Source organism: Alkalihalobacillus sp. AL-G (genome assembly GCF_030643805.1).
Classification (GTDB): Bacteria; Bacillota; Bacilli; order Bacillales; family Fictibacillaceae; genus Pseudalkalibacillus.
On the sequence record NZ_CP094656.1, the window covers coordinates 3856391 to 3869123 of the forward strand.

Sequence of the window (12733 nt, forward strand, 5' to 3'; positions counted from 1 at the left end):
TTAGTGTTTCATTATGTCTATTTCATCGACGTTAACGGTCTTTCGGTTGCGGTAAAGAGCGATCAGTATCGCGAGTCCTACCGCTGCTTCAGCCGCCGCGACGGTAATCGTGAATAATGCAAAGATTTGTCCGGTAATGCCCGGATTCATTCCATACTTAGAAAATGCGACAAGGTTAATGTTAACTGCGTTCAGCATCAATTCGATCGAGATCAGCACGATGACGGCATTACGCTTCGTCAGCGCACCGTACAACCCGATGCAAAATAAAATCAATGCGAGAACAAGGTAGACAGATAAAGGTACATTACTCATCTGTTTTTGCCTCCTCCTCATCGTCCCGCTTTGCTAAAACAATTGCACCGACAAGGGCAACGAGTAACAGAACTGAAGTGAGTTCAAATGGAATCACATATTTCGAATAAAGCTCGATTCCGATTTTTTCCGTGTTATCGACGTGAAGTTCGGTAGCTTGTTCCCCAAAGCTTAAATCATTGATTTGGAAAAACATGACCCCGAAAAAGGCGACGATGCCTACGAGCACAAGCAAAGTCCGAGGCACGCCGATTTTCGACTCGGTACGATCACTATGCCGGGTAAGCATGATCCCGAACAGCATGATGATCGTTATCGCACCAGAGTAGATCAACACTTGGACGAAGGCGACGAATTCCGCCGACAGCATAACATACAGTCCTGCAATCGATAAGAAAGTGAACACGAGTGCAATGACCATGTGCACGACCTTCGTCAGGTTGAGCATGAAAATGCCGCTTCCGATCGCCACCAGTGCGAGGATGAAGAAGACGATCAGTTCTCCACTCATGCCTTATTCTCCTTTCGCACATTCGTATCGTTTTCATCCAACCACTCAAGGTTTTTGAACAGCTCATCACGGCTGTATTCAGCAAGCTCGAAGTTGTTCGTCATCACGATCGCTTCGGTCGGACAAACCTCTGTACAAAGGTCACATAAAATGCAGATTTCAAAATTGATGTCATACGTATCGATGATTTTCCCCTTTTTATTCGGGTCAGGGTGCTTTTTCCCTGTCAGTTCGATGCAATCGGTCGGACAGACATTGGCACACTGGTTACATACGATACATTTTTCCGGGTAAAACTTCTGTATACCTCGAAAGCGATCAGGCATTTCGAGTGGTTCATCCGGGTATGAATACGTGACTCGTTCGTTTGTTAAGTTTTTGAGGGTGTATTTTAACCCTTTCATTAGTCCCTTCATTACTTATCCCTCCGTTAGAACCAGATTTCCTTGATCACAGCACTGATGAAAATATTGAGCAGGGCTAACGGCAGCAATACTTTCCAACCGAAAGACATAAGCTGATCGGCTCGAAGTCTTGGCAATGTTGCGCGGACCCAGATCATGATAAATACGACAAGACTGAATTTGATGGCGAACCAGATGATCCCCGGGATGAATCCGAGAAACGGGATCGGGTGCCAGCCGCCAAGAAACAATACTGTCGTCAAAGATGCCATCCCGAATAGATAGACGTATTCCGTGAGCATGAAAAATGCCCAGCGGAACCCGGAATATTCGACATGATACCCTGCGACGAGCTCTGACTCCGCTTCCGGTAAGTCAAACGGTGTACGGTTCAATTCTGCCGTCGATGCGATCAGGAAAATGATGAACGCAAGCGGCTGAACAAAGATAAAGGCAAGGTTTTCCTGGGCGTTCACGATTTCAATCAGGTTCAAGCTTCCTGTAATTAAAATGATTCCGATAACGGACATGACGAGCGGTACTTCATAGGAAATCATTTGGGCCGCTGAACGCATTCCCCCGAGCAAGGAGTATTTGTTGTTCGATGCCCAGCCTCCCATCAAAATTCCGATCGTCGAAATGCCGGAGATGGCAATATAGTAAAGCAATCCGATTCCGATATCTGAAAATCGGAGCGCATCCGAGAATGGTATGACAGCAAGCACCATGAATGCTGGCGCAAATGCTAGAAGCGGTGCAAGAATGAACAGCGGTCGGTCAGCAGCCTTCGGAATCGTGTCTTCTTTTAATAGAAGCTTTAGGACGTCCGCAACGGTTTGTAAAAGTCCAAATGGCCCTCCTACTCGGTTCGGACCGACACGAAGCTGCATGAAGCCCATCACTTTACGCTCAGCAAGGATCGCATACGTAACAAATCCGAGTACGATCATAAGTAAGCTCGCTCCAAGACCGAAAAAGATCAACGTGTTCCAAAGAGACGGCTGTGAATGAAGCAGTTGTTCCATCATTAGCCGTCCACCTCCCCGAGTACGATGTCAATACCGCCGAGAATCGTAATCAAGTTGGCGATGTTTTCTCCTTTTAAAAGCTTGGACAGTATTTGCAGGTTATAGAATGACGGACGCCGGAACTTGAGGCGGTACGGTTCTTTTTTCCCTTGGGACGCGATATAGCATCCAATTTCTCCACGAGGGGACTCGATGCGGACGTATGTTTCACCTGCTGGCGGCTTGATGATCCGTGGAACCTTCGCCATGATTGCGCCTTCCGATGGGAATTGCTCCACCGCTTGCTCGATGATTTTCAACGATTCTTCAATCTCAGCCATTCGGCATTGGTACCGTGACCAAGCATCTCCTTTTTCACGAACAGGCACGTCGAAATCGAAGCGATCATAAATCGAATACGGCTCCTTCTTGCGCAGGTCCCAATCGACACCTGTGCAGCGGAGGTTCGCACCACTTAAAGAATACGAAAGCGCTTCATCTTTCGTGTACGTTCCAACCCCTTTTACCCGGTTTAAAAAGATTTCGTTCCCGGATACGAGATCATGATAGCCCGCAAGCTCTTTACGCATATGCGGGACAAACTCTCGGACTTTGTCAATCCACCCGTCTGGAGCATCCCATTTCACCCCGCCAACCCGCATGTAGTTGAATGTCAGTCGGGCTCCTGAAATTTCGTTCAGCATGTTGATGATCATTTCCCGCTCACGGAACGCGTACAGGAATGGGCTCAATGCTCCAATATCAAGTAAATATGTACCGAACCAGACGAGGTGACTCGCCACTCTTCCAAGCTCCATCACGAGAATCCTTAAATACTCGCCTCGCTCTGGAATTTCCATGTCCATCATCGTTTCAACCGCGTGACAGATGACATAATTGTTCGTCATTGCCGACAAATAGTCCATCCTGTCCGTGTATGGGATGATTTGTGTATATTGTAGGTCTTCCGCTAGCTTTTCGGTTCCACGATGAAGGTAACCGATTACTGGTGTGGCTTCTTTAATGATTTCTCCATCGATTTTTAAAACAATCCGGAACACTCCGTGAGTACTCGGATGCTGAGGACCGACGTTCAATAGCATTTCTTCTGTTCGTATCATCGGTTACACCTCCACGTCGTATGGTTCATAGTCTTTGCGCATCGGGTATCCAACCCAATCATCCGACATTAAAATCCGGGTTAAGTTCGGGTGACCTGAAAAATGGATGCCTAGCAAGTCGTAAGCTTCCCGTTCAGGCCAGTTCGCCCCTGCCCATAAAGGTGTGAGCGATGCGATTTCCGGCTGATCTCGGTCCACTTTTACCTTGAGGGCAACCGGCTGTTCGTTTTTATAAGAGTAAAGATGGGTATAGACTTCCATATGCGTTTCAAAATCAGTACCGTGCAGCTCGCTTAAATAGTTGAAGTTAAGCTGCTCATTATATCGTAAAAATTCAGCAAGTTTATAATAGCCTTCTCGTTTTGCTATGAGTGTAGGTACATCCTTCGCAAGTCGATTAATGTACGAATCTTCTAAAATATCTTCTCCCAGATTGTCCTTGATGACCTTCACATATTTATCTAGGAGCGGCTGGTTGAGTGACGGCTTTTCTTCTGCAGGCTCTTTTGCCTTCGCGCCTGCACCACCTGTTTTTGCCTTTGCTGCGGCGGCTGCTTTGGCTTTCGCTTTTGCTGCGGCAATCGCTTTCGCTTTCTCGTCATCGCCTGCTGGTGCCGATCCTCCACCCGCAGCTTTTGCTTTCGCGGCTGCAGCAGCTTTCGCCTTCGCTACTGCGGCTGCCTTCGCTTTCGCCTTTTCGTCGTCGGAGGCCGGTGCCGATCCGCCTGCTGCTGCGGCTTTTGCCTTTGCCGCCGCGGCTGCTTTGGCCTTGGCTGTGGCCGCTGCTTTCGCTTTTGCAGCTGCTGCAGCTTTAGATTTCGCATCAGCAGGATCTGGGGGAGCTTCGGCTTCGCCTGAATCAGCCGTTTCCTTTGCTGCCTTTTTCTCCGCTGCCTTGCGTTTTGCCTCTTCGACCGCCTTTTTCTTCGCTTCCGCTTTTTCCGCCTCGGTCATTTCAGAGAACGGCTTTTCTGCTGGTGCTTCGGTTGCTTCGCCAGTTTCAGCTGCTTCTTTTGCCGCCTTCTTCTCCGCTGCCTTGCGTTTTGCCTCTTCGACCGCTTTTTTCTTCGCTTCCGCTTTTTCCGCTTCCGTCATTTCAGAGAACGGCTTTTCTGCCGGTGCTTCGGTTGCTTCGCCAGTTTCAGCTGCTTCCTTTGCCGCCTTCTTCTCCGCAGCCTTGCGTTTCGCCTCTTCGACCGCCTTTTTCTTCGCTTCCGCTTTTTCCGCTTCCGTCATTTCAGAGAACGGCTTTTCTTGATCATTGCTCATTTATCCGTCACCCGCTTTCCAGTCTTAGCTTCATAACGGATTTTTTCTTGTAGCTTATTAATTCCATAGATTAACGCCGCAGGGTTCGGAGGGCATCCAGGGATATATACATCTACCGGTACGATCTGGTCGACACCTTTTACCACGGCATATGATTTTATGTATGGTCCACCCGCTGTTGCGCAGGAACCCATCGCAATAACCCATTTTGGCTCTGGCATTTGATCATACAAACGCTTTAGTACTGGTGCCATTTTCTTCGTAACAGTTCCAGAAACGATCATACAGTCTGATTGACGCGGCGATGTTCGGAAAAAGGATCCGAATCGATCCAAGTCATAGTGAGACGCACCGGTCCCCATCATTTCAATGGCACAGCAAGCTAAGCCGAAAGTTAACGGCCAAATCGAATTACTTCGCGCCCAAGCTTTTACTTGTTCGAGCGTCACAAAAAATACGTTCTTTGAAAGTTCTTGTTGTTCTTCTGGTGAAATTTCGTCTAGTCTTACATCCATTTTAACACCTTCTTTTTCCACGCATAGATGAGTCCGATCAGCAGCATGACAATAAAGATTCCCATTTCAATCAGTGCAAAAATACCGAGTTTTTCATAGGCTACGGCCCACGGATATAAGAAAACCGTCTCAACATCAAAAATAACGAACAATAACGCAAAAATATAATAGCGCACATTGTACTGAACCCAGCTTTGATGAAAGGGCTCTATACCACTTTCATAGGTTGTCTGTTTTTCTTTTGACGGTTTATTCGGTCGTAAAATTTTACCTGCTGTCAATGCGACAAGCGGTAACAGAATGCCCAAAAGCAGGAACATCAAAACGACCAGGTAGTTGTTCTGATACAAGTGATAGAGCTCCATTGGCTACCTCCCCAGCAATCCATCTATTATTGTTAGAAAGTTTACAAAATTGTAATCGGTATCAATTATACCAAATACCAATTTTTGTGTCGACAAGAGTTCACGTATTAAAAAAGTCTTTCAACGTTGGAAAAGCGGTTTTAAAGACGTGGATTTACGGACGTAAATCATCATTATTGAAAATATTCGTTCTAGCAGTAGCCACTGTCGATGATTCGTTACATCATTGTGCGCTTTCTGCTGTTTGATGGTACGAATAGACGTTATTCGTGACACCATTGTGGCTTTCTGCAGTTTGATGGCGCGAATAGATGCTATTCGTTACACCATTGTGCGCTTTCTACAGTTTGATGGCGCGAATAGATGCTATTCGTTACACCATTGTGCGCTTTCTGCTGTTTGATGGCGCGAATAGATGCTATTCGTTACACCATTGTGCGCTTTCTGCAGTTTGATGGTGCGAATAGATGCTATTCGTTACACCATTGTGCGCTTTCTGCAGTTTGATGGTACGAATAGATGCTATTCGTTACACCATTGTGCGCTTTCTGCAGTTTAATGGTACGAAGCCGATGTTTTGATGGACATAACACACGTATTCCTCATCGTTTTCACCAAAACGAATGATACACAATTGCTACAATATATAGGAAGCTCATGGTCATTATGTTTTTCCAGCGCTTCACCTCTTTAACCACGATCGAGAACGTACAATAATACAATAGAACAATCGTAAAAAAAGTGATCTCCGAAAAATCCAGCCATGCTTGCAACAATGTGGCAAACAGGATAAAAAGTAGATGAACACCTCCGTATTCATCTTTATATATAAGAATCACCCCTTCTGGATAGGAAAAGACCCCAGACTTCTCCATCAAGGGTCATTTCAACTCGTTCATGTTTACTATTCTATGTGGGCGAGCCTTCTCCTTTTACAAAAAGATCCCGCCATACGTTAAGGCACCAACGATTACGAACGCTGGGTGTATCTTCAACCGCACTAAAAACAGGTAGCTTGCGCCAACTAATAACAGTGATTGCAGCCAGCCGCTATTTTCATAGGAACTAAAAAAGAACTGGTAAGCCATGATTCCTAATAAAACAGCGATCGTTGGACGGACGAGGATCGTCATCCACTTTACATTCTGAGAGTCTTTATATTTTAATAGAAGCTTTAAGAGTAAAATCATCAGCAGAAGCGACGGAGCGACGGAAGCAAAAATTCCTACGACAGCACCAAACCAGCCACCTTGATCAAAGCCGATGAAGCCGGCCATTTTCGTTGCAATTGGCCCTGGCAATGCGTTTGCGAGGGCGAGCACTTCACTGAACTCCTCGGTTGACATCCACTCGTAGCGATCGACGACTTCATTTTCAACGAGCGGTATGGAAGCAGGACCTCCGCCATAACCGACGATTCCCGGGATAAAAAAGGCTAAAAAGATATGCCAAAATGTCATCCGGACTCACCCGATTTCGTTTGAAGTCCCCATTTTCCGAAAACGGCATAAAGAAGCAACAAACCGATCAGAATACCTGGGTGTACACCTAAGAATTCCACCAAAACGACCGATAGCACGATTAAAAACACAGCCTTCGTCCATCCAAGTCCTTCACTACTCTTCTTCATGAATTGCCAGGTCAGCTGGGCGAGCATGAATCCGACGACAGGGATGACCGCATTCGTCATCCCTTGGACCCACGGCTGATCTTTATAAGCACTAAGTGTTGTTAAAAGTGCCACCATCGCAACCACAGAAGGTAGAATCGTAGCGATCACCGCATTAACCAAACCGAATATTCCTGCGACCCTGTAACCGATATAGCCTGCTAGCTTTGTCGCGATTGGCCCAGGCAGCGTGTTCCCGAGCGCAAGTAAGTCCCCGAATTCATCGTCGGTGAACCAACCGTATTGTTCAACCACCTCTTTATGGACGAGTGGGATCGAGGACGGTCCGCCGCCATATCCGAAAATCCCGACTCGGAAAAAAGCAGCAAATAAGCTAATGTGCTTATTCTTCTGCTTTTTTTCAGGTTCAGGTTGTTGTTTTACTTTTTCTAATGCTACCATGCGGCGACACTACCATCCGTTCTCGATTCGGTTCCGCCCATCAGCACACCTGTTTTCGGATCACGCCAAATGATCTGCCCGCGTCCAAAAGGTCCTCCATCCAATGCGACCTGAATTTGGTGTCCTTTTCGTGCTAAAGCTTGAGCGATGTGATTCGGGAAATTCGGTTCGACGAGGACCTTTTTGCTCTCCATCCATTGCCATCTTGGTGCATCAAGAGCAGCCTGTGGGTTCAGGTGGAAATCAATGGTGTTCATTACAACCTGAACGTGTCCCTGAGGCTGCATGAACCCGCCCATCACGCCGAATGGACCAACTGCCTCATCACCTTTCGTTAAAAAGCCCGGGATGATCGTGTGATACGTCCTTTTCCCGCCTTCGAGACGATTATCGTGTTCAGGGTCCATCGAAAAGTTATGTCCTCTGTTTTGAAGCGCAATTCCTGTTCCAGGTACGACGAGTCCGGAACCAAAGCCCATGTAGTTGCTTTGAATGAAGGAGACCATATTCCCATCTCCGTCAGCAGTTGCCAGATAGACCGTTCCTCCTTTAGGTGGTTCACCCGGCTCGGGTTGCCTTGCATGTTCGCCGATTAATTGACGACGTTCCTCAGCGTACTTCTCTGATAAAAGAGCATTCGCTGTACTCGTCATCGACCGCTCTTCGGTTACATATTTCAGTCCATCCGTAAATGCCAGCTTCAATGCTTCGATCTGTTTATGGTAGGTATCGAGCTCTTCCTTCCCGGAAAACTCGTAGCCCTTCAGCATGTTCAATGCCATCAAGGCGATAATTCCCTGGCCGTTCGGCGGTATTTCCCAAACTTTATGACCACGGTACTCAACACCGATCGGATCTACCCACTCCGGCTTATACGCTGCAAGGTCTTCCTTTCGTAAAAACCCATCATACTTCTTGGAAAAAGCATCAATTTGATCCGCTAAACTCCCTCGATAAAAGGATTCAGCATTCGTTTCAGCGATTTCACGTAACGTGTTCGCGTGACCTTCTGAGCGCCAAACCTCACCGATTTCAGGTACGCTTCCATTAGGTGCAAATGTCTCAAACCAGTGTTGGAATTCATCATCGGTCAGTTCAGACTTGAAGCGATCAGCCGCAGCATTCCAAAATCTTCCTAACACAGGTGAGACAGGGTATCCTTCCTCTGCGTACTCGATTGCCGGCTTTAAAACCTCGGTTAAAGGAAGTGTGCCGAATCGTTCTGATAAGGCCGCCCATCCACCTGGAACACCTGGAACAGTAACTGGAACCCAGCCATATTTCGGGATATCCTTGTGTCCCTTTTCCTTTACAGCTTCGATTGAAATCGACCTTGGCGAGGGTCCGCTCGAATTCAACCCGTGCAGCTTACCTTTCGTCCAGACGAGCGCAAACGAATCCCCTCCGATTCCGTTCGATGTCGGCTCGACAACGGTTAAGCATGCTGCCGTCGCAATGGCGGCATCAATGGCATTCCCGCCTTTTTTCAATATATCAAGACCGGCCTGTGCGGCAAGCGGTTGCGATGTTGCAACCATCCCCTTATTAGAAAATGACGTCATTCTCTGTGATGGATATGGGTTATATAGGTGATCTGACTTCATATAACAATCCCTCTTTCTCTTATAGACTTCTAAACTTCATGACAGGCAACAAAGTGATTCTTTTCAACTTCCCGCCATACTGGTCTTTCTTCTTTGCATTGCGCTGTTGCGATAGGACAGCGGGTATGGAACGGACACCCCTTAGGTGGATTCGCTGGATTTGGTAGATCTCCTGCTAATTTTATCCGGTTTTTTTTACGTCCTGGAATCGGCCGTGGAATCGCCGATAGCAGGGCTTTTGTATAAGGATGTAACGGATTTTCATAGATTCGGTCTGATGGGGCTAGTTCTGCTGTATTGCCAAGGTACATAACGAGCACACGGTCACTGATATGACGGACGACACCTAAATCATGCGAGATGAACATATAAGTCAGTTGATGCTTTTCCTGAAGTTCCTTTAAAAGTTTGATCACTTGAGCTTGAACTGAAACGTCTAGCGCCGATACCGCTTCATCGCAAACAATAAAGGAAGGGTTCAACGCAATCGCCCTGGCAATCCCGACTCGCTGTCTCTGACCACCACTGAATTCATGTGGATAACGGTCATAATGATCTGCCTTTAAACCGACTTCATCAAGCAATTTCAAGACACTATCTTTCCGTTCTTTTTTCGATAAGGAGGTATGAATGATAAACGCTTCTTCAAGGCCATCCCCAATCCGCTGCCTTGGATTCAATGACGCATACGGATCTTGGAATATCATCTGCATTTCTCGTTTAAACGCTTTGAGCTTTCTATCGGGGAGCGTTCCGATTTCCTGTCCTTTAAAAACGATTGATCCTTCCGTTAACGGCTCAAGGCGAAGAACAGCACGGCCGAATGTTGATTTTCCACAGCCGGATTCTCCTACTACTCCGAGTGTTTCCCCTTCATAGAGATCAATTGAAACATCTTCAACTGCCCGAACATGTCCCTGTACCCTCTGAAGTAATCCACCTTTTATCGGATAGTATTTCTTGACGTTATTGATTTGAAGAAGCGGTTGCTGCAGATTCATCATGATGCTCCACCTCCTGTAACCAGCATCTAACAGTATGGTTGTTATCGACTTTAAACGTTTCTGGTGATTGATTGCGACATTTCTCTGTTGCAAATTCACAACGATCATGAAAACGGCAACCGGTTATTTTTTCATTTAAGTTCGGCAGTGTCCCAGGTATCGCTTCTAATTGATGATTACGGTCATCCACATTTGGAACAGATTTCAATAATCCTTTTGTATACGGGTGCTGAGGGTTTGTGAATAGACTATCAACATCACCTTCCTCTATCTTTTCACCGGCATACATCACCATAACCCGGTCTGCAACTTCAGCGACAACACCCATATCGTGGGTGACCATGACGACACCCATCCCTAATTCTTCTTTTAAATCATCAATCAGATCTAAAATCTGAGCTTGGATGGTCACATCAAGCGCTGTGGTCGGTTCATCTGCAATCAATAAGGAAGGGCGACAAGCTAAAGCGATTGCAATCATCACCCGTTGCCGCATCCCCCCGCTTAATTCATGTGAATATTGAGACATCCTTTTTTCAGGATAAGGAATGCCTACTTGTTTCAATAATTCGATTCCTTTTTCATGTGCTTCACGTTTTGATAGCTTCTTATGAATTATCAATGGTTCTCTGATTTGGAACCCTACTGTGAAAACAGGATTTAAAGCAGTCATCGGTTCCTGAAAAATCATCGACATTTTGTTGCCGCGAAGTTTACGCAGCTCTTCTTGTGGCATTTTGGATAATTCTTGCCCCTCCAGCTGTACGGAGCCTTCACTGATTTCTCCGTTACTCGGTAGAAGACCCATTAAGGATAGTGAGGTAATACTTTTACCACACCCTGATTCTCCAACAATGCATAATGTTTCACCTTTATTGACAAAAAACGAAACCCCGCGGACGGCTGACAGTTTCCCATCAGCCGTTTTAAATTTTGTAACGAGGTTTTCAACTTTAAGCAATTGCTTTGACATGCTAACCCTACTCTCTGTGAACGTTATATAGTGACCATTGACCTGTAGGATCCATCTTCAAGCCTTTTACTGATTTATCATAAGCTGCCGTTACAATGCCGTGACTCATGACTACCCACGGTGCATCCTTTACAGCAATTTTATTTGCCTCGACCAGCTTCTGTTTACGCTTTTCTTGGTCGACGATGACACGTGATTCGTTTACGAGCGTGTCAAACTCAGGATTTGAGTATTGCGTACGGTTTGAAGCACCGATGTTATCGCTGTGCAGGTTCGGATAGAGAAGCTCACTTCCGTCAGCTGTGCTGTTTGTCCAGCCGAGGAAGGTTATATCGAAATTACCTTTTTTACTAACATCAAGGAATGTACCCCATTCCATCATTTCGATTTGCGCATCAAGACCTACTTCCTTTAATTGCGCCTGGACGATTTCAGCCATTTTCGTATAGGTCGGTGTATTGGCTACCAACATTTTAACCGTTGCACCTTCATAGCCATTTTCCTTCAGAATTTGTTTCGCTTTTTCCGGATCGTATTCATAACCTAATTTTTCGACGGATTCATCATAGCCGAATACTTTCGGTCCAATGATACTATTTGATTGAACACCTAATCCACTGAGTTTCTTAACGTATGCTTCACGGTTAATCGCGTGTGCAACCGCCTGTCTAAAAGGAAGCTCATTCGTAGGAGCTTTGCTCATATTAAAACCGAGATAAGAGACCGGTGTTCCTTCCTTTTTCATAATCTCTACACTTTCTATAGACTTAAGACGGGGGAGATGCTCAGCTGTAAGTCCATCAATAAGTTGAACTTCACCCGTTTGAAGCATAGAAACCGCTGTATTGACTTCAGGTACGACTTTAAACGTTACTTTTTGAAGCTTTGGCGGATCCTGCCAGTACTCTTTATTCGCTTCTAATGTGATATGGTCACCTACTGCCCATTCAACAAACTTGAAAGGACCTGTTCCAACTGGTTCTTGATTCAATTTACCTTTTTTGTCTGCAGCCGGACTGACGATCGAAGCATTCGTATGGGATAATGCCGCAAGCATCGGACCATAAGGTTCTTTTGTTTTGATGACAACCGTGTACTCATCTTTCACTTCGATAGATTCAATAGGTTCTAATAGTGAAGCACGAGGTGCCGCTGTATCGGGATCTCGGAATTTATCAAAGGTATACTTGACAGCTTCTGCATTAAAGTCAGTACCATCATGGAACTTGATTCCTTCTTTTAACTTGATTACCCATGTTTTCGGATCTGGATTCTCATATGATTTGGCGAGTTTCGGTACAATTTCCATCGTTTCTGGATCTCGTACGAATAATGTTTCATAAATTTGTTCAATGACACGTGATGAAACTGAGTCATTGGTTTCAATCGGAGACAAACCAACTGCTTTTGTTGTAGAAGCATACGTCAACTCCTGAGGTACATCTCCTCCATCATCTTCTCCACCTGAAGAACTCTTTCCTGAACTGCTACAACCTGCTAAAGCAAAAGATACTATTAAAAGAACAGTTATTAGACTTGTTAAAAAACGTTTACTTTTCATATCATTTTTCCTC

General features: G+C 45.8%; 14 protein-coding genes. All 14 read right to left on the reverse strand.

All coding sequences use genetic code 11. The annotated features are described in order from the left end of the window. The 14 genes from nuoK to MOJ78_RS19560 all read right to left on the reverse strand — a co-directional run bounded on the left by nuoK (position 1) and on the right by MOJ78_RS19560 (position 12720). Positions 1 to 315 (reverse strand): NADH-quinone oxidoreductase subunit NuoK, encoded by a 315-nt coding sequence (gene nuoK / locus MOJ78_RS19495; RefSeq protein WP_304978984.1) that lies wholly within the window; start codon positions 313 to 315, stop codon positions 1 to 3. After that, the gene (locus MOJ78_RS19500; protein ID WP_304978985.1) at positions 308 to 826 is read right to left on the reverse strand and encodes an NADH-quinone oxidoreductase subunit J; all 519 of its coding nucleotides are present in this window, start codon (positions 824 to 826) and stop codon (positions 308 to 310) included. The genes nuoK and MOJ78_RS19500 overlap by 8 nt, the downstream gene beginning before the upstream one ends. Further along, positions 823 to 1242 (reverse strand): NADH-quinone oxidoreductase subunit NuoI, encoded by a 420-nt coding sequence (gene nuoI / locus MOJ78_RS19505; protein ID WP_304978986.1) that lies wholly within the window; start codon positions 1240 to 1242, stop codon positions 823 to 825. Before nuoI ends, MOJ78_RS19500 begins: the two co-directional genes overlap by 4 nt. Before the next feature lie 14 nt (positions 1243 to 1256). Continuing rightward, entirely contained in the window at positions 1257 to 2258 is a 1002-nt protein-coding gene (gene nuoH / locus MOJ78_RS19510; protein WP_304978987.1) for an NADH-quinone oxidoreductase subunit NuoH, read from the reverse strand. Then, entirely contained in the window at positions 2258 to 3358 is a 1101-nt protein-coding gene (locus tag MOJ78_RS19515; RefSeq protein WP_304978988.1) for an NADH-quinone oxidoreductase subunit D, read from the reverse strand. Before MOJ78_RS19515 ends, nuoH begins: the two co-directional genes overlap by 1 nt. A 3-nt stretch (positions 3359 to 3361) precedes the next feature. Further along, positions 3362 to 4627, reverse strand: a complete 1266-nt coding sequence (locus tag MOJ78_RS19520; RefSeq protein ID WP_304978989.1) for an NADH-quinone oxidoreductase subunit C — start codon at positions 4625 to 4627, stop codon at positions 3362 to 3364. Continuing rightward, positions 4624 to 5142 carry a NuoB/complex I 20 kDa subunit family protein gene (locus MOJ78_RS19525; protein WP_304978990.1) on the reverse strand — a complete coding sequence of 173 codons (519 nt, stop codon included), beginning with the start codon at positions 5140 to 5142 and terminating at the stop codon, positions 4624 to 4626. Before MOJ78_RS19525 ends, MOJ78_RS19520 begins: the two co-directional genes overlap by 4 nt. Beyond that, a complete protein-coding gene (locus MOJ78_RS19530) occupies positions 5133 to 5507 on the reverse strand; it encodes an NADH-quinone oxidoreductase subunit A (protein ID WP_304978991.1) in 375 nt (124 codons plus the stop codon). The genes MOJ78_RS19525 and MOJ78_RS19530 overlap by 10 nt, the downstream gene beginning before the upstream one ends. 932 nt (positions 5508 to 6439) lie before the next feature. Further along, positions 6440 to 6967, reverse strand: coding sequence for a chromate transporter (locus MOJ78_RS19535; protein ID WP_304978992.1), 528 nt, complete (start codon positions 6965 to 6967; stop codon positions 6440 to 6442). Next, a complete protein-coding gene (locus tag MOJ78_RS19540; RefSeq protein ID WP_304978993.1) occupies positions 6964 to 7578 on the reverse strand; it encodes a chromate transporter in 615 nt (204 codons plus the stop codon). Before MOJ78_RS19540 ends, MOJ78_RS19535 begins: the two co-directional genes overlap by 4 nt. Further along, positions 7572 to 9182 (reverse strand): gamma-glutamyltransferase family protein, encoded by a 1611-nt coding sequence (locus MOJ78_RS19545; RefSeq protein WP_304978994.1) that lies wholly within the window; start codon positions 9180 to 9182, stop codon positions 7572 to 7574. Before MOJ78_RS19545 ends, MOJ78_RS19540 begins: the two co-directional genes overlap by 7 nt. A gap of 29 nt (positions 9183 to 9211) precedes the next feature. Next, complete coding sequence (locus MOJ78_RS19550; RefSeq protein ID WP_304978995.1) at positions 9212 to 10186, reverse strand: ABC transporter ATP-binding protein; 975 nt, start codon at positions 10184 to 10186, stop codon at positions 9212 to 9214. Next, a complete protein-coding gene (locus tag MOJ78_RS19555; RefSeq protein ID WP_304978996.1) occupies positions 10149 to 11159 on the reverse strand; it encodes an ABC transporter ATP-binding protein in 1011 nt (336 codons plus the stop codon). The genes MOJ78_RS19550 and MOJ78_RS19555 overlap by 38 nt, the downstream gene beginning before the upstream one ends. Positions 11160 to 11166: 7 nt before the next feature. Further along, on the reverse strand, positions 11167 to 12720 hold the full coding sequence (locus MOJ78_RS19560) for a glutathione ABC transporter substrate-binding protein (protein ID WP_304978997.1): 1554 nt from the start codon (positions 12718 to 12720) through the stop codon (positions 11167 to 11169). Positions 12721 to 12733: the final 13 nt, after the last annotated feature.

Coding starts and splice junctions, on each gene's coding strand:
- MOJ78_RS19540 (WP_304978993.1), bottom strand. CDS start 7,578: ATGGTAGCATTAGAAAAAGTAAAACAACAACCTGAACCTGAAAAAAAG.
- MOJ78_RS19550 (WP_304978995.1), bottom strand. CDS start 10,186: ATGATGAATCTGCAGCAACCGCTTCTTCAAATCAATAACGTCAAGAAA.
- MOJ78_RS19525 (WP_304978990.1), bottom strand. CDS start 5,142: ATGGATGTAAGACTAGACGAAATTTCACCAGAAGAACAACAAGAACTT.
- MOJ78_RS19545 (WP_304978994.1), bottom strand. CDS start 9,182: ATGAAGTCAGATCACCTATATAACCCATATCCATCACAGAGAATGACG.
- nuoK (WP_304978984.1), bottom strand. CDS start 315: ATGAGTAATGTACCTTTATCTGTCTACCTTGTTCTCGCATTGATTTTA.
- nuoH (WP_304978987.1), bottom strand. CDS start 2,258: ATGATGGAACAACTGCTTCATTCACAGCCGTCTCTTTGGAACACGTTG.
- MOJ78_RS19560 (WP_304978997.1), bottom strand. CDS start 12,720: ATGAAAAGTAAACGTTTTTTAACAAGTCTAATAACTGTTCTTTTAATA.
- MOJ78_RS19500 (WP_304978985.1), bottom strand. CDS start 826: ATGAGTGGAGAACTGATCGTCTTCTTCATCCTCGCACTGGTGGCGATC.
- MOJ78_RS19515 (WP_304978988.1), bottom strand. CDS start 3,358: ATGATACGAACAGAAGAAATGCTATTGAACGTCGGTCCTCAGCATCCG.
- nuoI (WP_304978986.1), bottom strand. CDS start 1,242: ATGAAGGGACTAATGAAAGGGTTAAAATACACCCTCAAAAACTTAACA.
- MOJ78_RS19530 (WP_304978991.1), bottom strand. CDS start 5,507: ATGGAGCTCTATCACTTGTATCAGAACAACTACCTGGTCGTTTTGATG.
- MOJ78_RS19520 (WP_304978989.1), bottom strand. CDS start 4,627: ATGAGCAATGATCAAGAAAAGCCGTTCTCTGAAATGACGGAAGCGGAA.
- MOJ78_RS19535 (WP_304978992.1), bottom strand. CDS start 6,967: ATGACATTTTGGCATATCTTTTTAGCCTTTTTTATCCCGGGAATCGTC.
- MOJ78_RS19555 (WP_304978996.1), bottom strand. CDS start 11,159: ATGTCAAAGCAATTGCTTAAAGTTGAAAACCTCGTTACAAAATTTAAA.